Below are 23,683 nucleotides of genomic sequence, written 5' to 3'. Positions count from 1 at the left end.
CGATCCGGCTGGTTGTTCGCCGAGGTGCCGTCGCGGAGGTCAGTCGGCGCAACTGGCGGCCTCGGCGGGTCGGGTGGTGGACGGTGGGTCAGTTGGCGCGCGCGGCTGCCTCGGCGGGTTGGGTGGTGGGGTGGGGGTCAGTCCGCGCGGGCGGCGGCTTCGGCGGGGCGGGTGGTGAGGGTGCTGGTGGCGGGGATCAGGGTGGAGAGCATGGTCAGGGCGAAGGCGATCGCGATGATGACCAAGTAGATCCAGATCGGGCCCGAGGGACGTGCTGAGGTGGAGACGGCCGATGCGAAGGGGAGCAGGGTCGCCAGCGCCACCAGAGTGCCGAGCACGATGCCGGCCAGCGCTACTAGTACGCCTTCGGTGCTCAGCATCCGTAGTACCTGTCCGCGGGTCGAGCCGGTCAGTCGCTGCAGACCGAACTCGCGCCGCCGCCGGACCGTTGCCGAGGCCAACGTGTTGACCACCGAGACCGCGGTATAGGCGATCAGCATGCCCACCAGCAGATAGTTCACCCAGGCCTGCGTCTGCAGGTCCTCGCCGTTGCCCGCGATCAACGCCTCCCGATCAGCAACCTGTACGCCGGGAGTCGCCGCCGCGAGCTTGGCCAGCGCGGGGCCGATCGATGCGCCGGGCTCGGCCCGCACCAGGATCTGCGGTACCAACCGGTTGGTTGTATGAGCGGCGAGCAGTTCGGCCGGAAGCACGATGCTCTCGTAGCCGGGTTCGGCAGCGAACGTCGCGACCACTCGCAGGTCCACCGAAGCCCCATCGCCCAACGTCATCTTGATCGAAGTCCCGATGCCACGCTGGATCTTCTCCGCCACCCGATCCGGCAGAGCGACCGTGTTGCCGCTCAGCCCTTCGAGTGAGCCCGAGGTCAGGCGCACCGGCGCGGCGCCGTCCGGACCCTGGGCCGTGATGCCTTGCAGCAGAGCGCCGTCCTCGTCGAAGGGTGCGTTGCGTGGTTCGTCGATGACGCCCGTGCTGGTGATGTAGGCGGAGGCGCTCGCCACACCCGGCAGCGCTTGCACCTGGGGGAGCAGCGACGGGGACAGGCCAGCGGCGGTCGAGACGAGTACTGCGTCGGCACGAAGCTCCTTGGTGAAGGCCTTCTCGGCCGCATCCACCTGGGTCGTCTGCATGTAGATGTTGGCGGTGGCGATCCCGACGGCGAGCATGACCGGCATCACCGCGGCCGACATCGCTACCGATCGCGCCGTCACGTTGAGGATCGCGAGTCGGCCGTTCACCCGGCTCACGGCGTACAGGGGCCAGCGGATGATGGCGAGTACGAGCTTGGTGGCCACCGGTCCGAGTAGTGCGAGGCCGATCGCCCAGCAGAGCACCGCTGGGCCTGCGGTCGCACCGGCCAGCGGCCCGGTCATCACGGCGGCCGTCACGATCATCAGCGCCACACCGCCGCCGAGGAAGAGAAGCCCGATCACGAGCCGCGTCCAGCTGAACCACTTGTTCTGCAGCGAAGCCTCGACCAACGCCTCGACCGGCCGGATCTTCGCCGATCGGCGGCCTGCGAGCAGTGCGGCACCGACAGCAGCCAGTACTGCGGCTCCCGCGCCGGCCGCGAACGGGATCAGACCTTGATAAAAGGTCACGTCGGGCGACGCGACGCCGTTCGAGGACAGCCGATCGAAGAGGAAACGGCCGAGCAATGCCCCAGGGATCACGCCGACGAGAACCGCGGGCAGCGACACCATCATCGCCTCGCCCAAGATCATCCGCCGGACCTGACCGGGCGTCGTCCCGATGCTGCGGAGCAACGCGAACTCGCGCTGCCGGTGCTGGGCGGCGAGCGCCAGGGTCGACGCGACCACGAACATCATCGTCAGCGCCGCGATGCCACCGAACGAGCCCGCGACCGAGATCAGCGTGACCTTGCTGGTCGCCGCGCCCGGGTGCTCGACCAGCCCGCGATCGAGACCTGACAGTGCGGACACGTCGGCAGACGCCTCGATCTTCTTCTGCAAGGACTTCAGGTCGGTGCCAGGAGCAACCAGTACGCCGAGCGCCGCGTACTGTCCAGGGCGGTTGGCGAAACGGCTCGCCTCTTCCTCCGCGAAGAACGTGTGCCCGGCCGGCCCGGAGGCGATACCGCTTACGGCGAAGGAGGTCTGCTGGCCACCGACCAGCAGGTCCACCTTGCCGCCGGGCTTCGCGCCGAGCTGTTGCGCGGTTGTCGAGTCGAGTACGACCTCGCCGTGGCGAGGCGCAGTACCGGAAGTTAGGTTGAAGGGTGCCAGCACTGCGGACGCCCAGTTGTGGCCTTCGCCTTTGCTGAAGCCGGGGCCTTGGGCAACGGGTGCGGGGAAGGTCTGGTCGCCGACGACGCCCGTAACGCCTTCCAGGGAACGGATCTTTGCTGCCACCGAATCGGCGACGCCGACCTGCTCGGTGAGCGGCGTGGCGTCCTCGTGGCCCGGGCGCAGATGTGTGAGCTTGCCGGTGACAACGATCGGCGCCGCCGCCAGCCGCTCGGCCGGAACATTGGAGCGGATCCCGGTCTCCATCAGGCCACCGCAGGCGAGCACGATCGCAGTACCGAAGACAACCGCGACGAAGGTCGCGAGGAAGCCGCTCTTGCGGTAGCGCAAGGTGCGGACGGCGAGGCGCATCATCGGGCGACCGCCCCGGCTGCGAAGGCATCCCCGGCCGCGGATGCTGCCCGAGCAGCGCGGGCGGCGCGGGCGCCGAGATGGGTGAGGCGGTCGGCGACCTGCTCGGCGGTCGGCGCGAGCATGCTGCCGGCCAGGACGCCGTCAGCGAGGAAGACCACCTGGTCGGCGTACGACGCCGCGACCGGGTCGTGGGTCACCATCACCACGGTCTGGCCCTGAGTACGGACGGGCTCGCGGAGCAGGTCGAGCACATCGGCGGCGGTCTGGGTGTCCAGTGCACCGGTCGGTTCGTCGGCGAAGATGACCGCGGGCCGCGCGACCAGGGCGCGGGCGATCGCGACGCGCTGCTGCTGGCCGCCGGACAGTTCGCCCGGGCGGCTCTTGTGCTTGCCGCCGAGGCCGACGCGGTCCAGCACCTCGCGGACGGCGGCCTTGTTCGTGCGGCGCCCGTCGAGCTCCTGCGGCAGCGTGACGTTCTGCCAGACCGTCAGCGCGGGCAGCAGGTTGAACGACTGGAAGACGAAGCCGATCCGCTCCCGGCGCAGCTCGGTTAGCTGCCGCTCGTTCAGGCCGGCCAGCGGTACGTCGTCGATCGCCACCGTGCCGGAGGTCGGCCGGTCGAGTCCTGCAGCGCAGTGCAGGAAGGTGCTCTTGCCGGAGCCCGACGGGCCCATCACGGCGGTGAAGGTGCCCCGCGCGAAGCTGATGCTGATGCCGTCCAACGCCGTGACCGCGTTGCCGCCGCGGCCGTAGACCCGGCGTACGTCCTGCAGGACGACCGAGTCGTTCGACCTGCTGATTTGTTCCCGCTTGCGCCCCATGGTTCGCCCCTTGAAGTTTCTTTCCCGACTGACGAGACAGACGCTACGGAGACGCAGACGCCGCCCCCAGGGAGCTGGGCAGCCTCAAGGGGTAGTGCTAAGTCCCCTCTTCGCGGAGGAGGTAGCTACGGAAGCCGGCCCGCACCTGGTGCACCAGCGGCTCCGTCCAGTCGTCGGTGCTGAAGGTAGGCCGCGAGTCTCAAGCCTTCGGTCACATCCTGAATCGCGCGCAGTCGCGAAGTCGCACAAGCCCTCAGTTTTCGCGGATCAGAGATCCTCGGGCGACGGCAACGGCTTCTTGCGTTCGGTCTGGAGCCGGAGTTCGACGTGTGATTGAGCCGCCGCCGGGTGGTACATCTCCTCGAACGGGCCCATCATCGAGGCGCCGATACCGCGCCGCCGGGAGCGGGCCGAGGCCCAGGCGAGCAGGCCGAGAAAGCCGACCACCAAGCCCATGCTCACCAACAGAATCCAGATGTCGCCGATCGGTCTCACCTCCACCCGAAAGACGTCGGCAGGCAGGCAATCGTTCCCCGCCCGCCGCCCGCCGCCCGCCGCCCGCCGCCCGCCGCCCGCCGCCCGCCGCCCGCCGCAGCCGGGGGAGTAGACCTGCCCTAGATCGGTTTGCGATCAGGCTGCGGCGGTAGCAGCGCCGCCAGGCCGGCCGAGTAGCTCTCCACGGTTACGTCGCCGAGGATCAGCCGCTGCACCAAGAATCCGGGCAGCAGTCCGAACAGAACCTGCGCGACGTACTGCGGATCCGTGCCCGGGTCGATCGTGCCGTCCTTCTGCGCCCGCTCGACCACCTCGACGAATCTCCCACGCACCAACCGGTACTTCGATGAAGCGATCGCCATGATCGTCTCGTTGTGCAACGCCTCGGCCCAGGCCTGGATCCCCACCCGGGTGATGTCACCTTCGGGTTGCTCGGCGAGCCGGATGATGTGTTCCAGGGCGGCCCGGATCGCCGTCGCCGGGCTGAGCGGCTCCTCGACCGCCAGGATCCGGTCGAAGAGCTCGTCGATCGTGCTCAGCGCGTCGTCGGCGATCGCCGCGACGATCTCGTCCTTGCTCTTGAAGTAGCCGTAGACCGCGCCGGCCGACAGCCCGGACTCCCGGATCACGTCGGCCATCGTCGTCTTGTGGAAACCCTGCTCGATCACGCACCGGCGCGCGGCCACGATGATCTGGCGGCGGCGGTTGGCGCGATGCTGGTCCGAAACCTTGGGCATGCTGTGAACATAAAACGAATGTCCGTTCTTGACAACTCGAAGCCCACCCTGCAGGCTCGGATCAATAAAGAACGATCATTCGGTTTCCACAACGAGGAGCTGACCCGAGATGTCCACTGACCAACCCTCCGCCGAGGGTCACCGCAGTCCCCCGGTGCTGGTCGTCGTCGCCCTGCTGACCGCGGTGCTGACGGTCCTGCTGATCGCGTTCGCCTGGCCGGCCGCCCGCTCGGAGCCGCGCGATCTGCCGCTGGCTCTGGCCGGACCGGCCCAGGCGGTCGCCACGGCGCAGAGCAGTCTCGAGCAAGCGATGCCCGGTGGATTCGAGATCACCGCGGTGCCGGACCGGGCCGCGGCCGTCAAGGCGATCGAGGACCGCGAGGTGTATGGCGCACTAGTGCTCGACCAGCAGGCTCCCGAGCTGCTCACGGCATCGGCCGGCGGTCCGGCGGTCGCGCAGGTCCTGACCCAACTGTCGGCGCGGCTCGCGGCCGCGAATCCCGGCATGCAGCCCCCGAAGGTGACTGACGTGGTTCCGTTGCCGGCCGATGACCCACGTGGCGCAGGCCTTGCGGCGGGTGCTCTGCCGCTCGTACTCGGCGGCATCCTCGGCGCCGCACTGCTGACCCAGCTGGTGAAGGGTGGCGCGCGCCGAGTCGCCGGGGCGATCACCTCTGCGATCACCGGCGCACTGGCGCTGGCTGCGGTTCTGCAGTTCTGGCTCGGCTCGTTCGAAGGCAGCTACGTCGCCAACGCGAGCGTGATCGCGCTGTCGATCGGTGCAATCTCGCTGACCCTGCTGGGCCTGGAGTGGTTGCTGGGTACCGCGGGTCTCGGGCTCGGGGCGGCCATCATGATGCTGCTCGGCAACCCGCTATCCGGGCTGACCAGCGCGCCGGAGATGCTGCCCAGCGGCTGGGGCGCGCTCGGCCAACTGCTGCCGCCGGGAGCAGCCGGTACTGCGCTGCGCTCGGTGAGTTTCTTCGACGGCGCGGGCTCGGGCGGGTCGTTCCTGGTGCTCGGCTGCTGGCTGGTACTGGGTCTGGGGCTCTGTGGGCTCGGAGCGCTGCGCGACCGGAGCCGGAGCGTCGTACACGGTCGTCACGAAGCGTCGCTGGTTACCGTCTGACAGTTGACGGCGCGGTGACCGGATCGTTACGGGCCGGTCTCCGCGCGACGGCGTCACGGCAGCGACAACGTTGTCTCTCAACCATTGACTTCCCGGGTCCTGGCCTCCTACGGTCACGGAAAGCCCAGGGGGTTTGAGCGGTGATACCGGGATGACAACGATTGCCCGAAGGTGGACGTGATGGCCATGAAGAACGGTTTCAAGCGAGCGGGTGTACTCGCCGTCGGAACGCTCCTGCTGGGGGTCTCGGCCTGCGGTCAGGGGTCGACGACCAAAACGCCGGATGCGGGCGGCAGCCAGAGCGCCGGCCCGGCGAACATCAAGATCGCCTACCAGCAATGGGGGCCCGGCACGGTGATGAAGACCTTCCTCACCGGCGCGAAGGCGGAGTACGAGGCTGCCAACCCTGGCTCGAAGGTCGAGATCCTGCCGATCGTGGCGAGTGAGAACGACTACTACACCAAGCTCCAGCTGATGATGCGCTCGCCGAACACGGCGCCGGACATCGTCTACGAGGACACCTTCCTGATCAACTCCGACATCACGGCGGGGTACCTGAAGCCGCTCGACGACTACATCAAGAACTGGGGCGACTGGAGCCAGTTCGAAGACACCGCCAAGGGCGCCGCGAAGGGCCAGGACGGCAAGACATACGGCATTCCGGACGGCACCGACACCAGGGCCCTGTGGTACAACAAGCAACTCTTCAAGCAGGCCGGGCTGCCGGAGGACTGGCAGCCGAAGACCTGGGACGACGTGCTGACCACCGCACGGACGCTGAAGCAGAAGCTCCCCGGCGTCATCCCGATGAACGTGTACTCCGGCAAGCCGATGGGTGAGGCCTCGGCCATGCAGGGCTTCGAGATGCTGCTCTATGGCACCAAGGACACCCTGTACAACTTCGACCAGAGCAAGTGGGTCGTCGGCAGCCAGGGCTTCAAGGACTCGCTGAACTTCATCAAGACGATCTACACCGAAGGTCTGGCGCCGCAGCCCAAGCAGGCACTCGACCCGAACATGGGCAGCAAGGTCGGTACCGAACTGCTGCCGGGCAACAAACTGGCGATCGCGCTGGACGGCTCGTGGGTCTACAGCAACTGGCTGAAGACCGGCGCGAAGCCGTGGCCGCAGTGGACCGAGGTGCTCGGCCAGACCGCGATGCCGACCCAGGACGGCAGCGGCAAGGGCAAGGTCAGCCTGTCCGGCGGCTGGACCTGGGCGATCCCGGCCAAGTCGAAGGCCCCGGACGCCGCGTGGAACTTCATCAAGACCCTGCAGACGCAGAAGAACGCGACGAAGTACGCCACCGACGGCGCCCAGATCGCGGTCCGCAAGGACGTCGCCTCCGACGCCGGCTACAAGAACTCGGCGAAGAGCACCCAGTTCTTCACCGACCTGGTCTCGGTCACCGTCTACCGCCCGGCGCTGCCGGAGTACCCGAAGGTCTCGAACGAGATCATCACCGCGATGGAAGCCGTGATGACCGGTCAGTCCTCGCCCGAAGAGGCGGCGAAGAACTATGACGAGGCCGTCGAAGGCATCGTAGGCAAGGACAAGACGACCACAGGCCAGTAAGCAGAGCCTCCGAAAGGGTTTCCCCTGTGACGACATCTGCTTCCGCCGTGCCCGTTCCGACCGGCAAGCGCGCCGGCCGGAACGGGCCGCCGCGCGGCGCCAAGATCGTGAAGATGTTCCCGTTGGCCCCGGCCATCGGGCTGATGCTGGTCTTCCTGGCCGGCCCGATCCTGTACTGCATCTATGCCGCGTTCACCAACATGGCGCTGACCGGGACCGGAGCGGCGAACGTGCAGTTCGTCGGGCTGGACAACTTCCGCAAAGCCTTCGGCAGCAGCGCTTTCACCAACTCGATCTGGCTGACCCTGGTGTTCACCCTGATCTCCGCGATCATCGGGCAGAACACCCTCGGGCTCGGCCTGGCGCTGCTGATGCGCTGGTCCAACCGGATCGTCCGCAACTTCGTCGGGACCGCGGTGATCGGCGCGTGGGTGCTGCCCGAGGTGGTCGCGGCGTACCTGCTCAGCGCGTTCTTCAACGACGACGGCACGCTCAACGTGATCCTGCACAAGGTCGGCCTGCCCGGCCAGGACTGGTTGTACGCGGCACCGATCATCGCGGTCTCGCTGGCCAACATCTGGCGCGGTACGGCGTTCTCGATGCTGGTGTACTCCGCGGCGCTGAGCGAAGTACCCAAGGAGATCGAGGAGTCGGCCGAGATGGACGGCGCGGTCGGCTACAAGCGGCTGCTGTTCGTCACGCTGCCGATGATCTCGCGCGCCATCTTGACCAACCTGATGCTGATCACGCTGCAGACGCTGAGCGTGTTCGGCCTGATCTACGCGATGACGCGCGGCGGGCCCGGCACCAAGAGCCAGACGCTGCCGCTGTACATGTACGAGCAGGCGTTCAGCTTCTCCCAGATCGGCTACGGCACCGCGATCGCCCTGGTGATGTTGCTGATCGGTGCCGTCTTCTCGCTGATCTACCTACGTGGACTGAACTCGGAGGCCGCATGATCGCCCGCGACCGCGTCAGCAAGCTGACCGCGAACCTGATCCTGGCCGCGATCGGCGTGCTGTTCGTCCTGCCGTTGCTCTGGGTGCTGTTCGCCTCGGTCAACCGGACGGCCGGGCTGCGGGTCGAGTTGCCGACCAGCCCGACGTTCGAGAACTTCCGCGCGGTGCTGAACACCGATACGACGTACCGGCCGGTCCTGAACGGGATCGTGCTGTGCGGTGGATCGGCGTTGCTGACGATGATCTGTGCGGTGCTGGCGGCCTATCCGCTGTCGCGGTTCAAGACGAAGTTCAACCGGCCGTTCCTGTTGACCGTGCTGTTCTGCACCGGGTTGCCGATCACCGCGGTGATGGTGCCGGTCTACGGGTTGTTCGTGCAGCTCAACCTGGTCGACACGCTCGGCGGCACGATCATGTTCATGGCGACGGCGTCGCTGCCGTTCGCGATCTGGCTGACCAAGACGTTCATGGACGGCGTACCGATCTCGCTGGAGGAAGCCGCCTGGGTCGACGGCGCCGGCAGCATGCAGGCGCTCTACCGGATCGTCCTGCCGCTGATGTGGCCGGGGATCGCGGTCGTCCTGATCTTCACCTTCATCGGCATGTGGGGCAACTTCTTCGTCCCCTTCATGCTGCTGCTGTCCCCGGAACGCCTGCCGGCCTCGGTGAGCATCTTCACCTTCTTCGGCCAGTACGGCGAACCGAACTACGGCCAGCTGGCGGCGTACTCGCTGATCTACACCTTCCCCGTCCTGGTCCTCTACCTCCTCCTCAGCAAGAAGCTAGGCGGAGCCTTCGCCCTGGGCGGCGCCATCAAGGGCTAGATCTCTTACCCGCCCAGCTCCATCGCTCGCCACGGCGAGTTGGGGGATCGGCGTGCGATGGTGCCGGGGTTAGGTGACTTGTTCCGAGAGGAGAGCGGAGCCGGCTTGGTTGTAGTAGGTGATGGTCAGGGCGTGGGTGTCGAAGGTCCACTTCTCGATTCCTGCGTCGGCGAGGGCCTTGGACATTTCGACGTACGAGATCGTTTGCGCCTCGTGGAGTTTCAGGGCTTCGAGTAGGGCCGGCTTGTTGCTGGTGGGGGCGATCGGGAACACCTCGTGGGCGGGGGCCGTCGAGAGTTGGTGGCCGGCGGTGCCGTGGTACGTCGTGTGGCCGTCGGTCAGGTAGGAATCGCTGGTTGTCACGCCGATCTCGCGGAGGGCTTCGAGGTAGTCCACCAGGGTCGAAGCACTGCCGAGGCGATCATGGATGTCGTCGACTTGCGCGAGAGTGAACATGCGCCCATTTCGCTCCACCCGAGGTTCTTCGGTGGTGAGGCTTTCGCAGATGCTCCAGGCGGATTCGCGCAGGAGGGCAGCGATCGCCGGGTCGAGGCCTTTGACCGGGACGTCGACCGCGGTCGGGTCTTCGTGGAGCAGGGCGATCAGGAAGACGCAGGCCGTCAGGTAGCTACCGGCGAGGGCGGGATGGGAGTTGTCGGGCGCGTGCAGCACCGGCGCCGGGTGCGTGGCCTGGAAGTGCTGCCAGATCAGGCCGGCGGGGACGAGCGTTGCCCCGAGCTCCGCGGCGATGGTGGCGTAGGCGGTGGTCAGGGGCTCTTGGGGAGTGCCTTTGCGGGACCAGGTCAGGTACAGCGCGGTCTGTGCGCCGGCTTCGGTGATCGCGGTGTGGAAGTCGCGGATGTTGTCGTGCATCCGCGCCGGGTTCTTGGCCGGGAGAGTGCTCTGTTCCTGCAGTACGACGGTGTCGTAGTTGCCAGTGGCAATCTCGGCAAGAGCCTTGCCTGCGTTCAGGTGCTGACGCAGCGAGGCCCCGCCGGCGGAGATCAGCCGGTGCTCGACGGTGATGCCGCGCGCCGCGGCCAGGCTCGCCAGCAGGCCGGGCAGGTTGTTCCGGGAGGTGAAGCTGTTGCCGACGAACAGGATCCGCATCAGTTCAGGATGGCACGTAGGGTAGGGGAATGCCGCTGAACTATCCGCTTGCTGAGCAGACGTTGGACAACGGTCTCCGGGTCGTCGTGAGTTCCGACCGGGCCGTGCCGATCGTGTCGGTGAACCTCTGGTACGACGTGGGATCGCGGCACGAGCCGCCGGGGCTGACCGGGTTCGCGCACCTGTTCGAGCACCTGATGTTCCAGGGGTCGCGCAACGTCCGGTCGGGGCAGCACTTCTCGTTCCTGGAGAGCGTCGGCGCGAGCCTCAACGCGAGCACGTTCTTCGACCGGACCAACTACTTCGAGTCGCTGCCGAGCGGCGGCCTCGATCTCGCGCTCTGGCTCGAGGCGGACCGGATGGGTTACCTGCTCGACGCGGTCAACCAGGAGAACCTCGACAACCAGCGCGACGTGGTCAAGGAGGAGAAGCGGCAGAGCTACGACAACCGGCCGTACGGCGACTCGTACGAGCGGCTGGTCCGGCTGCTGTTCCCCGAAGGCCACCCGTACGCGCACATGACGATCGGCTCGATGGCCGACCTGGACGCGGCCGACGTCGAGGACGTGCACGCGTTCTTCCGCAAGTACTACGGCCCGAACAACGCCGTCCTGACGATCGTCGGCGATGTCTCCGAGGAGGACGCGTTCGACGCCGTCAAGCGGTACTTCGGCCACCTGCCGGCCATCCCGGCACCGCCGCCCGCGCCGGACGGCACGATCGGCCCGCTGGATGGCGTGTACCGCGACGACGTCGTCGAGGACGTGCCGTCGGACCTGATCACGATGATGTTCCGGCTGCCGGTCGACGGGACGCAGGAGCTCGACGCCGCGGCGCTCGCGCTCGACGTACTGGCCGGTGGACAGAGCGGCCGGCTCAACCGCCGGCTGGTCCGTGACGAGGAGATCGCGCAGTCGGTGTCCGGGGGTGCGCTGCCGCTGATCGGCGGCGTCTCGTTCGGCACACTGACCGGTATCGCTTCCGACGGCATCGAGCTGCAGCAGGTCGAGGACGCGCTGGTCGAGGAGGTCGAGAAGCTCGCGAAGGACGGCATCACCGCCGACGAGCTGGCGACCGCGCAGGCGCAGGCCGAGCGGGACTGGCTCGAGCAACTGGCGACCTGCGGAGGGCGTGCCGACGAGATCTCGCACCACGCGTTGCTGTTCGGCGACCCGAACCGGATCAACACCAGGATCGACGAGATCCGCGCGGTGACGGCCGACCAGGTCCAGGCGGCCGCCAGCAAGTGGATCCGCGCCGGATCCCGCGCCCAGGTGACCTACCGACGCCAGACAGAAGCCACGGCAGCAGACCAGCCGGCAGGCGACGCAGCAGGGGAGCAGGAATGAGCAGCCAGGCCTTGACCACACCGCCTTCAGTAGCACCACCGCGGCCGTGGCGGTTCCCGCTCGCAGCCAGTACTACCACCCGCACCGGTACGCCGGTCCACGTGTTCGACCGCCCCGGTCAGTACGTCGCCACGGTGCGCGTGACCGTCGCCATGCCGCTCGCCGTCGAGCCACGCGAGCTGGAGGGCGTCGCGACGATCATGTCGCGTACGATGGACGAGGGCACCGAGCTCAAGTCCGCCAATGAGTTCGCCGCGGCACTGGAGCGGCACGGCGCGGCGTACGGGGTGGATGTCAGCTCGGACGCGTTGCACGTGGAGATCTCGGTGCCGACCTCGCAGCTGGCTCCGGCCGTCAAGCTGCTGGCCGAGGCGGTCACCCGGCCGGCCTTCACCCAGGCCGACGTCGGGCGGCACGTGACGATCCGGCTGGGCGAGATCAACCAGGAGCGCGCGAACGCGGGCTACCGGGCCCGTGAGGCGTTCGCGGCGAACCTGTTCGACCCGTCGTCGCGCCGATCCCGCCCGACCGCCGGTACGCCGGCCACCATCCGGCCGCTGACGAACGTCCAGGTGGCCGACTTCTACCGCAAGAACATCGGTCCGGCGCGGGCCGAGATCCTGTTCGCGGGCGACGCGACCGGGATCGACGTGGCCGCGCTGATCGACGACGCGTTCGGTGAGTGGACCGCGGACACCAGCCCGGCCATGGAGACGCCCGAGCCGCTCTACCGCACGGGCGACCGACTGGTGCTCGTGGATCGGCCCGGCTCGGTGCAGAGTCAGCTGCTGATCGGCTGCCCGGGGCCGGACCGTCGCGAGGACATCTGGGGCGCGGCCGCGGTCGCCAACCACGTTGTCGGCGGCACCATCACCTCCCGCGTCGACACCGTGCTGCGCGAGGAGAAGGGCTACACCTACGGCACCCGCACCAGCTTCACCTCGCCTCGCAAGGGCGGCACGTTCAGCCTGGGTGGCGCTGTCCGCACCGAGGTGACCGGCGCCGCGATCGGTGACGCCCTGCGGATCCTGCGGGAGGCTCGCGACGGCCTGACTGCGCGGGAGGTGCAGGAGGCGCAGGACAGCCTCATCCGTACTGCGCCGCTGCGCTACGAGCAGGCCGACTCCATCGCGCAGCAGGTCGGCAGCAACATCGCCGCCGGCGTACCGCTCGACTTCGCCGACACGTACCTGGCCCAGATCGCCGCCACCACCGCCGAGTCGGCGACCGAGGCCTACCGCCGGTACGTCGGAACCAACGGGCTGCTGGTCGTCGTCGTAGGGGAGGCGAAGGAGGTTCGCTCCCAGCTCGCCGAGCTGGGCATCGACGACATCACCGAGCTGAGCTGAGCTTCTGGCATCCTGCTCAGGGCTGGCGGTGGCACCCCCGGCCCTGAGCAGAGGAGCAGCACGCATGTCGTTCGACGAGCGACCCCAGGACGGCCTTCCGCAGTACTCCGGTCATGCGCGGCAGCACCCGGACCCGACGCAGTACCCGCTGCAGCCGGGGTACGTGTACCCGCAGCCGGCGTACGGCGTATTGCGGGACAACTCGGCCGCGACCCTGGCGATGGTGCTCGGCCTGATCGGACTGGCCACCATGTTCGTGGTGGTGTCGCCGGTCGCGTGGTGGAAGGGCCACCAGGCACTCAGAGAGATCGACGCGGCACCCGGTGTGTACAACAACCGCGGGATGGCGCTGGCCGGTCAGATCACCGGCATCATCGGAACCATCATCCTCGGCCTGGGCGTGCTTTTCGCCGTGGTGATGGCGATTGTCTTCCTGGTCGCCTTGTCGAGAACCTGACCGGACCGATCCGGTCAGTCGTTTGAATGCGATCCTGACAACGTCGGCCCCTCGGCGACCTCTGGTGGACTGGCCCGCACGGACTTAGCGTGTGCGGTCAGACTCACTTCAGGGAGGGATCCGCTCGTGAGAGACGTCCGTAGATCGTTGTGTGCGGCCACTGGCGCCATCGCGCTGCTTGCCGGTGCACTGGCAGTTCCGGCCACCGCCGGTGCCGGTACGACGGCGGTTGCAGGGGGAACCACGGAGTACCTTGTGCTGCTGGAAGCGGGGGCCGACCACGCCCAGGCGCTCGCCGCGGTGCAGGCGGCCGGCGGCTCGGTGGTCAAGGAGAACACGAACCTCGGCACGATGACGGTGCGCGCGGCCGAGTCAGGCTTCGTCAGCCGCGTGTCCGCGTCACCGGCCATCGAGGGTGCGGCGCACAGCCGGCCGATCGGCCAGTTGCCGCAGGCCCGGCCCAACGTGGTCGAGCAGGAGCACCTGAACGCCGTTGCCAAGGGCAAGAGCGTGCCCGGCAAGGCGGTTGCCGCGAGCAACACTGCCGATCCGCTCGACGCCAAGCTCTGGGGCTTGCGGATGGTCCGCGCGGACCTGGCGCACGCCAAGCACCCGGGCAAGAAGGTGGTCAAGGTCGGTGTCCTCGACTCCGGCATCGACGCGCGCAACCCCGACCTGGCGCCGAACTTCGACTGGAACCTGTCTCGCAACTTCGCTCCCGACATTCCGGAGATCGATGGGGCGTGTGAGTTCGCAGGCTGTGTCGACCCGGTCGGCTGGGACGACAGCGGTCACGGCACGCACGTGGCCGGCACGATCGGTGCCGCGCTCAACGGCCTCGGTGTCTCCGGTGTCGCGCCGAACGTATCGCTGGTAGAGATCCGCGGCGGTCAGGACAGCGGCTTCGTCTTCCTCGGCCCGGTGGCGGACGCGCTCACCTACGCCGGCGACGTCGGGCTTGACGTGGTCAACATGTCCTTCTACGTCGACCCGTGGCTCTACAACTGCACGGCCAACCCGGCCGACAGCGCGGAGGCACAGGCCGAGCAGCGGACCATCATCGCCACCATGCGGCGGGCCTTGAACTACGCGCACGACAAGGGTGTCACGCTGGTCGGATCGCTCGGGAACAACCACGAGGATCTCGGTAAGCCGCGTGTCGACACCAGCAGCCCGGACTTCGGTGACGTGCCGCCGTACCCGCGGCCGATCGACAACGCGACCTGCGTCGACCTGCCGATCGAGGGCCCGCACGTGATCGGCGTGTCCGCGCTCGGACCGTCGGCCAAGAAATCGGACTACTCCAACTACGGGCTCGAGCAGATCGACGTGTCCGCACCGGGTGGCTGGTTCCGCGACTTCTTCGGTACTCCGAACCACCGGGTGAACGAGAACCTCATCCTGTCCACCTACCCGGTGAACAGGCTGCAGGCGCTCGGCCTGGTCGACGCGGCTGGTGCGATCACACCGGCCGGCGTGACCGGCGGCGTACAGAAGCAGTGTGCGGCCGGTGTCACGGACTACACCAAGTGTGGCTACTACCACTGGCTGCAGGGGACGTCGATGGCGTCGCCGCACGTGACTGGTGTCGCTGCGCTGATCGTCAGCGAGTACGGGAAGAAGGGACCGCGCAAATCGTTCGGGATGAAGCCGGACAAGGTGCGGAAGATCCTGCTGGACAGCGCGCAGAGCCGGGCCTGCCCGACACCGCGCTTGCAGACCTATGCGAACGAAGGACGTTCGGCGGAGTTCGACGCGCTCTGTGAGGGCGGGCGGAACTTCAACGGGTTCTACGGCCACGGCATCGTCGATGCCTACGCCGCGGTGACCCGGTACTGATTCGATGAAGCTGCGGGCCCGGTACGACGTACCGGGCCCGTTGGCTTGTTCCTTAAGCTGTGAAGGCGCGGGCGATGGGCCAGGCGCCGGGGGAGGTGTTGGAAAGCACGGTGCAGGTGGTGCCGGTGTGTGGGTCGTGCGTGGACTTGAACGACGCGCCGGCGTCGTACCCGAGCAGCATCGCCGTGTCAGTGCTCTCGTGCAGCCAGAAGCCGAGACCGTAGCGCCTGGAGTCCTCGGGTACGTCGCGGCGTGGCCGGACGACCTCTGCGACGGAATCCACGATGTCGCCGGCGAAGAACGCGCGCCAGAAGGTGGAGATGTCGGGGGCGGTGGTGTGGATGCCGCCATCGCCGGTGGCCAGCACCGGAAGGTGGAAGACGTTGGAGCGGTCCACCCCGTCCAAGGGCAGGTAGCCCACGGCGGCGTCAGCGGGTAGCTCGTCGGAGCGGAGGAAGTCGGTTCTGGTCATGCCGGCGGGGCGGAGCACCCGGTCTCGTACCAGGTCGTGGTAGCCGACGCCGCTGGCCCGCTCCGCCAGCAGGGCGAGGACCACGATACCACCATTGCAGTAGCCGAACCGCTCACCGGCCCGGTACTTGGTGGGATGCCCGTCCAGCAGGGGCAGGAACGCCTCGGTAGTAGTCAGCTCGTGCGCCGCGCCGACGAAGTAGTCGGTGATCTCGCCGTCGGCCTCTTCGTCCAGGTAGTCACCGATGCCAGAGGTGTGCGTGAGGAGATGTTCGACGGTCACGTCGTCCGCGATCAGCGGTAGATCCTTGCCGAGCAGGGATCGGGCGGTGCTGCTCAGCTCCAGTACACCGTCCTGCACCAGCGAGAGCACGGCCAGGGCGGTGAACCCCTTGCTCCCGCTGGCGATGCCGAATCTGGTGTCCACGGAGTTGGGTACCTGGTAGGCGCGGTTGGCCAGCCCGTACGCCTTCGCGAACTCGATCTGGCCGGCCCGGTCGATCCAGACCACGCCGGAGAATCCGGTTTCCTCAGCGATCTTGTCGATATCTCCTGGTGTCATTGGCTTACTTCGGGGCGAGCAGGCAGGTGGTGCCGCGGTCGCCGAGCGCCCAGCCTTCCTCGATCGGGTGCAGGTAGAAGATGTCCGACGGGGACTCGGCCTTCAGTTTGGCGGCGTTGAAGCGGTCCGTGCAGCCCTTCTCGGCGGCGGACTGGACCGTGGCGAGACCGGGCCACTTGCCGGCCGGGAGGTCGAAGACGGCGAAGACCTTGCCGCCGTTGGGCTGGTCGCACGGCTGGACCTTGATGTCCTTGACCTCACCCTCCTTGAGTTCGGTCACGCAGTCGCCGACGCGGAGCTTGTCGGGACGGGTGTTCTGCGTGGTGGTCACCTGGCCGGAGGCGTCCCGGTCGGGCTCGTCGCCAGTACCGAACAAGACGGCGAGGATGGCGAAGCCGACGACCCAGAGCCCGGAGATCACCAGGCCGGCGATCGCCAGCCCTTTGCCCTTCTGGCCGAGCTTGCCGATCCGGCTGAGCGCGACGATGCACAAGATGACGGCGACGGGGATCGCTGAGATCAGGCTGAAGATGAACCCGAGCACGGCCGGAACACTCGTCCCGCCGGAGCCGGGCGGCGGCTGCTGGTTACCACCCTGGTACGGCGGGAACCCCTGCCCAGGCGGGTAGCCGCCCTGGCCAGGCGGATACCCACCTTGGCCGGGCGGCGGGTAACCACCTTGCGGATAACCACCCTGAGCGGGTGGGTATCCGGGCGGCCCGCCCTGAGCCGGAGGCATGCCTTGGCCAGGCGGTGGATAACCGCCTGGCTGGGGCTGGCCCGGTCCGGGCGGAACGTTCGGTGGTGTCGGCTCCATGAACGGAATCTAGACCTGCCCAGGAGCAAACCGGCGGACCTCAGCCGGAGATGTAGTTGGAAAGTTGCTCGCGTTCGAACTCCAGCTCGCCGATCCGGGTCTTGACCACGTCACCGATGCTGACGATGCCGGCCAGGGCGCCGTCGACGACAACTGGCACGTGCCGGATCCGGCGGTCCGTCATCAGCCGCATCAAGCTGTCGACGTGGTCGTCCGGCCCACAGGTGTGCACCTGCTCGGTCATGATCGCGCTGACCCGCACCTCACCCGCGTCGGGTGTGCCGTTCATCAGCCTGACTATGTCGCGCTCGGAGACGATGCCGGTCACCGAGGTGCCGTCGGGGCTGACGACCAGCGCGCCGACGTTGTGCTCGGCCAGGAGCGCGAGCAGCTCGGTGACGGTGGCCTCTGGGGAGATGGTGACGACCTGATTGCCTTTGCCGCGCAGTACGTCGTTGATCTTCACGGAGCCTCCTGGTGATGGAGCGGAGCCCAATACCCAAAGGTAGCGAATGAAACCAGTGAACGGCAGGTCTGACAGAATGCGGCGGGTGACCGTCGCCTGTCCCGCCCGCTGGAGCCGCGGCCCGAAGTCGTCACGCCCGGTGACCGGATGAGCTGGCGCGAGGACCTCGCCGTACTGCGTCATCGCGACGTCCGGATCTTCGTCAGCGCCCGGTTCGTCTCGATGCTGGGCTCGTCGATCGCCCCGATCGCGCTCGTCTTCGCCGTCCTGGACGTGTCCGGCGCGGCCAGTGCGGTCGGCATCGTGCTGGCCGCCCGGAGCATTCCGAACGTCGTCTTCCTGCTGGTCGGCGGGGTCATCTCCGACCGGTTGCCGCGCAAACTGGTACTGATCGTGGCCAACTCGGTCAGCGCCCTGACCCAGGCCCTGGCGGCGGTGCTGGTGCTGTCCGGGCACGCCCAGATCTGGCAACTGGCCGTGATACAGGCGGTCAACGGCATCGCGTCGGCGTTCGTGCTGCCGGCGATGGTCGGCATCCTGCCGTCGATCCTGGACCGGTCCGAGCTGCCGCAGGCGAACGCGGTGTCGGGCTTCGCCCGGTCGACCGCGATGATCGGCGGCGGCGCCGTGGCGGGGGTGATCGTCGGCCTGACCAGTCCGGGGATCGGGCTGGCCGTCGACGCCGTGACGTTCGGCCTGGGCGCGTTCCTGCTGTCCCTGCTGACCGTGCCGCGGATCGAGCGGTCGGCCTCCTCGGTGTTGCACGACCTCCGGGTCGGCTGGACGGAGTTCGTCTCCCGGCAGTGGGTCTGGACTGTCGTGGCCGGGTTCCTGGTGCTGAACATGGTGTTCACGGCGTGCTTCTCGACGCTCGGACCGGTGATCGCTGACGACACCTTCGGCCGGGTCGGCTGGGGTGCGGTGAGCGCGTCCTTCGGCGCCGGATTGATTGCCGGAGGCATCGTCATGATCCGGCTGAAGCCGCAGTACCCGGTCCGGCTCGGGATGTTCGGCATGTTCTCGATCGTGCCGATGTACCTGTGCCTCGCGCTGGCGCCGTACACCGTCGCGGTCGCCGCGGTCGCGTTCCTGGTGGGACTCGGGTTCGAGCTGTTCGGGATCGGCTGGGAGACGGCGCTCGGTCAGCACATCCCCCTTGACAAGCTGTCGCGGGTCTCGTCGTACGACATGCTCGGGTCGTTCGTCGCCGGGCCGATCGGGCAACTGTCGGTCGGCTACCTGGCCGCGGTGACGAGTGCGAAGGCGGTCGAGCTGTACGGCGCTGCCGTGCACGTGCTGGTCGTCATCGCGGTCCTGCTCGTGCCGGCGGTCTGGCGGCTCCAGCGCCATGACACCGAGCCGGCCGTCAAGGCTTGACGGCCAGGGCCGCCGCGATCAGCCGGGACCAGTCGCTGAGGTCGTCGACCGGCTGCTCCGGACGCCACTCGACGGCCGGCACGATGCCCGGCTCGGCCACGGTCAGGCCGTCACCGAACAGCGCCAGGATCTCCTCGTCGGTACGCCACCGGCCGCGGCCGAGCGAGCCCTGCAGCATCTCCTGCATCTCGGCGCTGCGCGGATCGTTCTCGCTGCGGAAGTGGCTGATGAAGAAGTAGCTGCCGGACGGCACCCGGTCGTACCAGAACCGCACGACGGCAGCCGGGTCCTCGTTGTCGTTGAGGTGATGCAGCACCGCGCTCAGGATGATCGCGACGGGCTTGCCGAAGTCGATCAGCGCGTTCGTGCCGGGGTTGTCGTAGATCGTCTTCGGCTCGCGCAGGTCGGCCTGGACGACGGCGGTGTTCTCGTTCTCGGCGAGCAGCGCCCGGCCGTGCGCGAGCACGACCGGATCGTTGTCGACGTACACGACCTTGGTCTCGGGCGCGTGCCGCTGGGCGACCTGGTGCACGTTGTCAGCCGTCGGCAGCCCGCTGCCCAGGTCGAGGAACTGGCGCACCCTGGTGGTCCGGACGATCTCGCGAACCGCGCGGATCAGTGCGCCGCGGTTGTCGAACGCGATCGCCTGCGAGCCTGGCAGACCGGTGATGAAGCGGTCCCCGAGCGCCCGGTCGACGGCGAAGTTGTCCTTGCCGCCGAGCAGGTAGTCGTAGGTCCGCGCGATACTCGGCTTGGTCGTGTCGACGCCGGGAATGACAACGCCTTCTTCGGCCACGCTGCAGTCCTTCCGATACGGCTAGTCCGACCCTGACTACTCTAGGCGATCAGCGTTGCAGGCGTTCGAGTACCTCGGCGTGCAGGCGGCCGTTGGTGGCTACGGCGTTGGCGCCGTTGGGGCCGGGGACGCCGTCGAGCGAGGTGAACTTGCCGCCGGCCTCGTCGACGATGATCGCCAGCGCGGCCATGTCGTACAGGTTGAGCTCGGGCTCGGCCGCGATGTCGACGGCGCCTTCCGCGACGAGCATGTAGGACCAGAAGTCGCCGTACGCGCGGGTCCGCCAGGCCGACTCCATCAGGTCGGCGAACTGGTCCAACTTGCCGAGCTTCTCCCAGCCCTTGAGCGAGGAGTAGGACAGCGAGGCATCATCGATCGACGAGACGTCGCTGACCCGGCACGGCTGGGCGGACATCAGCGCGCGCCCGGTCCACGCGCCGTCGCCGTACGACGCCCACCAGCGCCTGCCGAGGGCCGGCGCCGAGACGACTCCGACGACAACCTGGTCCTCGATCATCAGGCTGATCAGGGTGGCCCAGACCGGCACGCCGCGGATGTAGTTCTTGGTGCCGTCGATCGGGTCGACCACCCAGCGGCGGACACCCCAGCCGGTGGTGCCCTCCTCCTCGCCGACGAACGCGTCCCGCGGCCGGGCCCGGGCCAGCGTCTTGCGCATCACGTCCTCGACCTTGCGGTCGGACTCGCTCACCGGGGTGAGGTCCGGCTTGGTGGCGACGTGGAGGTCGAGCGCCTTGTAACGGTCCATCGTGGTGGAGTCGGCGTCGTCCGCCAGGATGTGGGCGAGCCGCAAGTCGTCGGTGTGCGAGGGCATAGCCGGAAGGCTAACCTGCCGCCTGACCACTCAACAGGTGAGCCCGTACCGCGGGCGTCAAGGTTGCGGGTCGGTATCGGGGTGGGTTGAACCATCCGGGGTGGTTGAACGTGACACTAGTGTTAGGACACATCGACTGCTGGAGGCGTCATGTTCGAGCGCTTCGGGGATCTTCCACTACACGTTCTGGTGATTCACCTGACGGTCCTGGTGCTGCCGGTCGCCGCGGTCACCGCGATCGTGTTCGCGCTGGTGCCCAAGTGGCGCTGGCTGCTGCGCTGGCCGACGCTGCTACTCGGGCTCGGGGCACTGGTCTGCGCCTACGTCGCGAAGGAGAGCGGCGAGGCGTTCGTTGCCGCGGTCCCGCAACTGCAGCCACTGGTCAAGGTCCACCAGGATCGTGGCAATCTGCTGTTCTGGTTCGTGCTGGCCTTCGCGGTCATCGCGGTGGCGGCGTACCTGCTGCTCGGCGGGCCGTCCGCGCTGGCGAGCGGAAAGGGTGCCAAGCCAACCAAGAGCCGCCCGCTGGAACTGGTGGTCAGCGCGGCGATCGTGGTGGTCGGCGTCCTGGTGATCATTCAGACGATTCGCACGGGTGACGCCGGCGCCAGGGCTGTCTGGGACGGTCAGCTCCCACCGAAGTAGCCCGAGTGCCCGGACCGCCACCACTCACAAACCCAGCTCGGGCAGGCAGTGCGCCGCCTGGAGGCGCTCGGTGCAGCGGCTCTGGACGAGGTTTATGAGTGGTGGCGGTCCGGCTAACCCGTCTCTAGATCGCGGCCCTCGCGGCTGGCCAGGAGGCGGCGGAAGGAGGCGACCCGTTCGGCGTCGACGCGGCCCGCGGTGACTGCTTCGTCCAGGGCGCAGTTCGGCTCGGTCTCGGAGTGCGTGCAGCCGCGCGGGCAGTCGCGGGTCTCGTCGGCCAGGTCGCCGAACGCGTTGATCAGCTGGTCCGGCTGGACGTGCGCCAGCCCGAACGACCGGATTCCCGGCGTGTCCACGATCCAGCCACCGTCGGGCAACCGAAGCAGCAGCGCGCTGGTCGACGTGTGCCGGCCGCGACCGGTGTTGTCGTTCACCACGCCGATCGCGCGGTTCGTACCAGGCACCAACGCGTTGACCAGCGTCGACTTCCCCACGCCCGAGTGGCCCACCATCATGCTGGTCCGGTCGCGCAACTGCTCGGCCAGTTCGCTGAGATCGCCGTCGCGCTGGGTGGCGACAGACTCGACGCCGAGCGGCCGGTAGATCGAAAGTAGCGGATCCGGGTCGGCCAGATCGGTCTTGGTCAGACACAGCAGAGGCCGCATGCCGGCGTCGTACGCCGCGACCAGGAACCGGTCGATCAGGCGGGTCCGCGGTTCCGGGTTCGCCACGGAGACGACGATGACGAGTTGGTCCGCGTTGGCGACCAGCGGCCGCTCGATCGGGTCGTCGTCATCGGCGGACCGGCGCAGCAGCGTCTTGCGGGGGAGGACCTCGACGATCCGGGCCAGGGTGTCCTTGTCGCCGGTGGAATCGCCATCGAGCTTGACCATGTCGCCGACGATGACGCCCTTACGGCCGAGCTGACGCGCCTTCATCGCCGTCACGACCCGGTCCGATTCCCCGACCCAGCAGGTGTAGCGGCCGCGGTCGCGGGTGATGACGAACCCGATCACGGCGTCGTCGTAGGTCGGCCGGTCCTTGGTCCGCGGCCGGGTCCGGCGCTTGGGACGGTCGTACTTGGCTTCTTCGTCGTACCGCGACATCAGCTCACCAGCGCCGACCAGAGATCCGGGAACTCCGGCAGCGTTTTGGCCGTCGTTGCGATGTTCTCGATCTCCAGACCGGAGACCGCGAGCCCGAGGACGGCCGCGGCGTGCGCCATCCGGTGATCGTGGTAGGTGCCGAAAAGCCCACCGTGCAAGGGTTTCGGGCGGATCTCCAGCCCGTCGGGAGTCTGATTGACGTCGCCGCCGAGCGCGTTCAGCTCGGTCTCGAGCGCGGCCAGCCGGTCCGTCTCGTGGTTGCGCAGATGCGCGATCCCTCGCAGGTACGACGGTCCGTCGGCGAGCGCGGCGACAGCGGCGAGCACCGGCGTCAGCTCGCCCACCTCGCTCAGGTCGAGGTCGACGCCCTGGACCCGGCCGGTGCCGCGGACGGTCAGGTCGCCGTCGGTGAGCGAAACCTCGGCGCCGAAGCGGGTGAAGATGTCGGGCAGCTGGCCACCCGGTTGCGTGGTCCGTTCCGGCCAGCCGGTCACGGTCACCTCGCCACCGGTGATGACCGCGGCGGCCAGGAAGGGTGCCGCGTTGGACAGGTCGGGCTCGATCGCGGTGTCGAGTGCGTGGATGGGGCCGGGGGCAACGATCCAGCGGTTGGGTTCGCTGTCATCGACCTGGACGCCACGCTCGCGGAGCATCGCGACGGACATGTCGAGGTGCGGCTGGGACGGGACAGGCTTGCCGTCGTGCAGGATGTCCACGCCTTCGTCGTACCGGGTGCCGGCGAGCAGCAGCGCCGAGACGAACTGGCTCGACCCGGACGCGTCCAGGGTCACCTTGCCGCCGCGAACCGCTCCGGACCCGCTCACGGAGTACGGCATCCGGCCGGTGCCGTGGTCCTCGATCTGGACGCCGAGGGTGCGCAGCGCGCCGAGGATCACGTTCATCGGGCGCTCGCGGGCGTAGGCGTCGCCGTCGAAGGCGATCTCGCCGTCGGCCAGCGCGGCCACCGGCGGGACGAAGCGCATCACGGTGCCGGCTAGGCCGCAGTCGACGCTTGCCGGGCCCTTGAGTGAGCCGGGAGTCACGGTGACCAGGCCGTCGGTTTCGGTGATGCCTACGCCGAGGGAGACGAGGGCGGAGCGCATCAGGTCCGTGTCGCGGGCCACCAGCAGCCCGGACAGCGTGGACGGACCGTCGGCGATCGCGGCGAGCACGAGTGCCCGGTTGCTGATCGACTTCGATCCGGGCACGGTCACCCGACCGCTGATCGCACCCTCGGCCAGCGGCGCCGGCCAGCCCTGCTGTCCTGCCATCCCACTCCCTGCCATCTCACTCCCAGCTCTGCGTGTCATCCCGCCACGAGCCTA

At 68.2% G+C, this 23,683-nt stretch carries 22 protein-coding genes; 10 read left to right on the top strand and 12 right to left on the bottom strand.

Translation table 11 applies throughout. The annotated features are described in order from the left end of the window. Positions 1-137: 137 nt before the first annotated feature. The 4 genes from A3ES_RS0124720 to A3ES_RS0124705 form a co-directional block, all read right to left on the bottom strand. A complete protein-coding gene (locus tag A3ES_RS0124720) occupies positions 138-2,642 on the bottom strand; it encodes an ABC transporter permease (RefSeq protein ID WP_026163167.1) in 2,505 nt (834 codons plus the stop codon). Next, positions 2,639-3,463 (bottom strand): ABC transporter ATP-binding protein, encoded by an 825-nt coding sequence (locus tag A3ES_RS0124715; protein WP_020389528.1) that lies wholly within the window; start codon positions 3,461-3,463, stop codon positions 2,639-2,641. The genes A3ES_RS0124720 and A3ES_RS0124715 overlap by 4 nt, the downstream gene beginning before the upstream one ends. A gap of 267 nt (positions 3,464-3,730) precedes the next feature. Next, entirely contained in the window at positions 3,731-3,919 is a 189-nt protein-coding gene (locus tag A3ES_RS0124710; protein WP_157630733.1) for a hypothetical protein, read from the bottom strand. Between the two features lie 158 nt (positions 3,920-4,077). Further along, complete coding sequence (locus A3ES_RS0124705; RefSeq protein ID WP_020389526.1) at positions 4,078-4,695, bottom strand: TetR/AcrR family transcriptional regulator; 618 nt, start codon at positions 4,693-4,695, stop codon at positions 4,078-4,080. Between the two features lie 109 nt (positions 4,696-4,804). Between A3ES_RS0124705 and A3ES_RS0124700 the strand changes: the two genes are divergently transcribed. The 4 genes from A3ES_RS0124700 (at position 4,805) to A3ES_RS0124685 (ending at position 9,182) form a co-directional block, all read left to right on the top strand. After that, positions 4,805-5,824, top strand: a complete 1,020-nt coding sequence (locus tag A3ES_RS0124700) for a hypothetical protein (protein WP_020389525.1) — start codon at positions 4,805-4,807, stop codon at positions 5,822-5,824. 180 nt (positions 5,825-6,004) lie between these two features. After that, positions 6,005-7,399 (top strand): extracellular solute-binding protein, encoded by a 1,395-nt coding sequence (locus A3ES_RS0124695; protein ID WP_040455422.1) that lies wholly within the window; start codon positions 6,005-6,007, stop codon positions 7,397-7,399. Between the two features lie 26 nt (positions 7,400-7,425). Further along, positions 7,426-8,358: a carbohydrate ABC transporter permease gene (locus A3ES_RS0124690; protein ID WP_157630729.1), complete on the top strand. Its 933-nt coding sequence runs from the start codon at positions 7,426-7,428 to the stop codon at positions 8,356-8,358. Continuing rightward, positions 8,355-9,182 (top strand): carbohydrate ABC transporter permease, encoded by an 828-nt coding sequence (locus tag A3ES_RS0124685; protein WP_020389522.1) that lies wholly within the window; start codon positions 8,355-8,357, stop codon positions 9,180-9,182. Before A3ES_RS0124690 ends, A3ES_RS0124685 begins: the two co-directional genes overlap by 4 nt. 69 nt (positions 9,183-9,251) lie before the next feature. Here A3ES_RS0124685 and A3ES_RS51510 read toward each other — a convergent pair whose 3' ends face one another. Next, complete coding sequence (locus tag A3ES_RS51510; protein ID WP_020389521.1) at positions 9,252-10,292, bottom strand: DUF1398 family protein; 1,041 nt, start codon at positions 10,290-10,292, stop codon at positions 9,252-9,254. Between the two features lie 29 nt (positions 10,293-10,321). Between A3ES_RS51510 and A3ES_RS0124675 the strand changes: the two genes are divergently transcribed. From A3ES_RS0124675 to A3ES_RS0124660, 4 genes are all read left to right on the top strand, one after another. Beyond that, the gene (locus A3ES_RS0124675) at positions 10,322-11,641 is read left to right on the top strand and encodes a M16 family metallopeptidase (RefSeq protein WP_020389520.1); all 1,320 of its coding nucleotides are present in this window, start codon (positions 10,322-10,324) and stop codon (positions 11,639-11,641) included. Continuing rightward, positions 11,638-12,990, top strand: coding sequence for a M16 family metallopeptidase (locus tag A3ES_RS0124670; protein ID WP_020389519.1), 1,353 nt, complete (start codon positions 11,638-11,640; stop codon positions 12,988-12,990). Before A3ES_RS0124675 ends, A3ES_RS0124670 begins: the two co-directional genes overlap by 4 nt. A gap of 64 nt (positions 12,991-13,054) precedes the next feature. Continuing rightward, positions 13,055-13,447 carry a DUF4190 domain-containing protein gene (locus A3ES_RS0124665; RefSeq protein ID WP_020389518.1) on the top strand — a complete coding sequence of 131 codons (393 nt, stop codon included), beginning with the start codon at positions 13,055-13,057 and terminating at the stop codon, positions 13,445-13,447. 126 nt (positions 13,448-13,573) lie between these two features. Beyond that, complete coding sequence (locus A3ES_RS0124660) at positions 13,574-15,286, top strand: S8 family serine peptidase (protein ID WP_051084794.1); 1,713 nt, start codon at positions 13,574-13,576, stop codon at positions 15,284-15,286. A gap of 52 nt (positions 15,287-15,338) precedes the next feature. Here A3ES_RS0124660 and A3ES_RS0124655 read toward each other — a convergent pair whose 3' ends face one another. Genes A3ES_RS0124655 through A3ES_RS0124645 form a run of 3 tightly spaced genes read right to left on the bottom strand, consistent with a single transcriptional unit; the run spans position 15,339 to position 17,602 of the window. Further along, a complete protein-coding gene (locus tag A3ES_RS0124655; protein WP_020389516.1) occupies positions 15,339-16,319 on the bottom strand; it encodes a serine hydrolase domain-containing protein in 981 nt (326 codons plus the stop codon). A gap of 4 nt (positions 16,320-16,323) precedes the next feature. After that, positions 16,324-17,136, bottom strand: a complete 813-nt coding sequence (locus tag A3ES_RS0124650) for a DUF4190 domain-containing protein (protein ID WP_085955577.1) — start codon at positions 17,134-17,136, stop codon at positions 16,324-16,326. A gap of 40 nt (positions 17,137-17,176) precedes the next feature. Continuing rightward, positions 17,177-17,602 carry a CBS domain-containing protein gene (locus A3ES_RS0124645; protein ID WP_020389514.1) on the bottom strand — a complete coding sequence of 142 codons (426 nt, stop codon included), beginning with the start codon at positions 17,600-17,602 and terminating at the stop codon, positions 17,177-17,179. A gap of 147 nt (positions 17,603-17,749) precedes the next feature. Between A3ES_RS0124645 and A3ES_RS48265 the strand changes: the two genes are divergently transcribed. Continuing rightward, positions 17,750-18,979 (top strand): MFS transporter, encoded by a 1,230-nt coding sequence (locus A3ES_RS48265; RefSeq protein WP_020389513.1) that lies wholly within the window; start codon positions 17,750-17,752, stop codon positions 18,977-18,979. Here the strand turns inward: A3ES_RS48265 and A3ES_RS0124635 are convergent. Continuing rightward, positions 18,969-19,775 (bottom strand): SAM-dependent methyltransferase, encoded by an 807-nt coding sequence (locus A3ES_RS0124635; RefSeq protein ID WP_020389512.1) that lies wholly within the window; start codon positions 19,773-19,775, stop codon positions 18,969-18,971. The two genes, A3ES_RS48265 and A3ES_RS0124635, sit on opposite strands and share 11 nt — an antisense overlap. 49 nt (positions 19,776-19,824) lie before the next feature. Then, complete coding sequence (gene hisN, locus A3ES_RS0124630) at positions 19,825-20,607, bottom strand: histidinol-phosphatase (RefSeq protein ID WP_020389511.1); 783 nt, start codon at positions 20,605-20,607, stop codon at positions 19,825-19,827. A gap of 150 nt (positions 20,608-20,757) precedes the next feature. On the opposite strand from hisN, the gene A3ES_RS0124625 reads away from it, so the two are divergent. Further along, positions 20,758-21,252 carry a DUF2231 domain-containing protein gene (locus A3ES_RS0124625; protein ID WP_020389510.1) on the top strand — a complete coding sequence of 165 codons (495 nt, stop codon included), beginning with the start codon at positions 20,758-20,760 and terminating at the stop codon, positions 21,250-21,252. A 113-nt stretch (positions 21,253-21,365) separates the two neighbouring features. Here A3ES_RS0124625 and rsgA read toward each other — a convergent pair whose 3' ends face one another. Both rsgA and aroA read right to left on the bottom strand, forming a co-directional pair. Next, positions 21,366-22,358 (bottom strand): ribosome small subunit-dependent GTPase A, encoded by a 993-nt coding sequence (gene rsgA, locus A3ES_RS0124620; RefSeq protein ID WP_020389509.1) that lies wholly within the window; start codon positions 22,356-22,358, stop codon positions 21,366-21,368. Continuing rightward, positions 22,358-23,629, bottom strand: a complete 1,272-nt coding sequence (aroA, locus tag A3ES_RS0124615; RefSeq protein WP_020389508.1) for a 3-phosphoshikimate 1-carboxyvinyltransferase — start codon at positions 23,627-23,629, stop codon at positions 22,358-22,360. The genes rsgA and aroA overlap by 1 nt, the downstream gene beginning before the upstream one ends. Positions 23,630-23,683 lie beyond the last annotated feature (54 nt).

This window comes from Kribbella catacumbae DSM 19601 (genome assembly GCF_000372465.1).
Classification (GTDB): domain Bacteria; phylum Actinomycetota; class Actinomycetes; order Propionibacteriales; family Kribbellaceae; genus Kribbella; species Kribbella catacumbae.
Note: the sequence above shows the minus strand (reverse complement) of the source record. Positions and strands in the feature narration are given on the sequence as shown.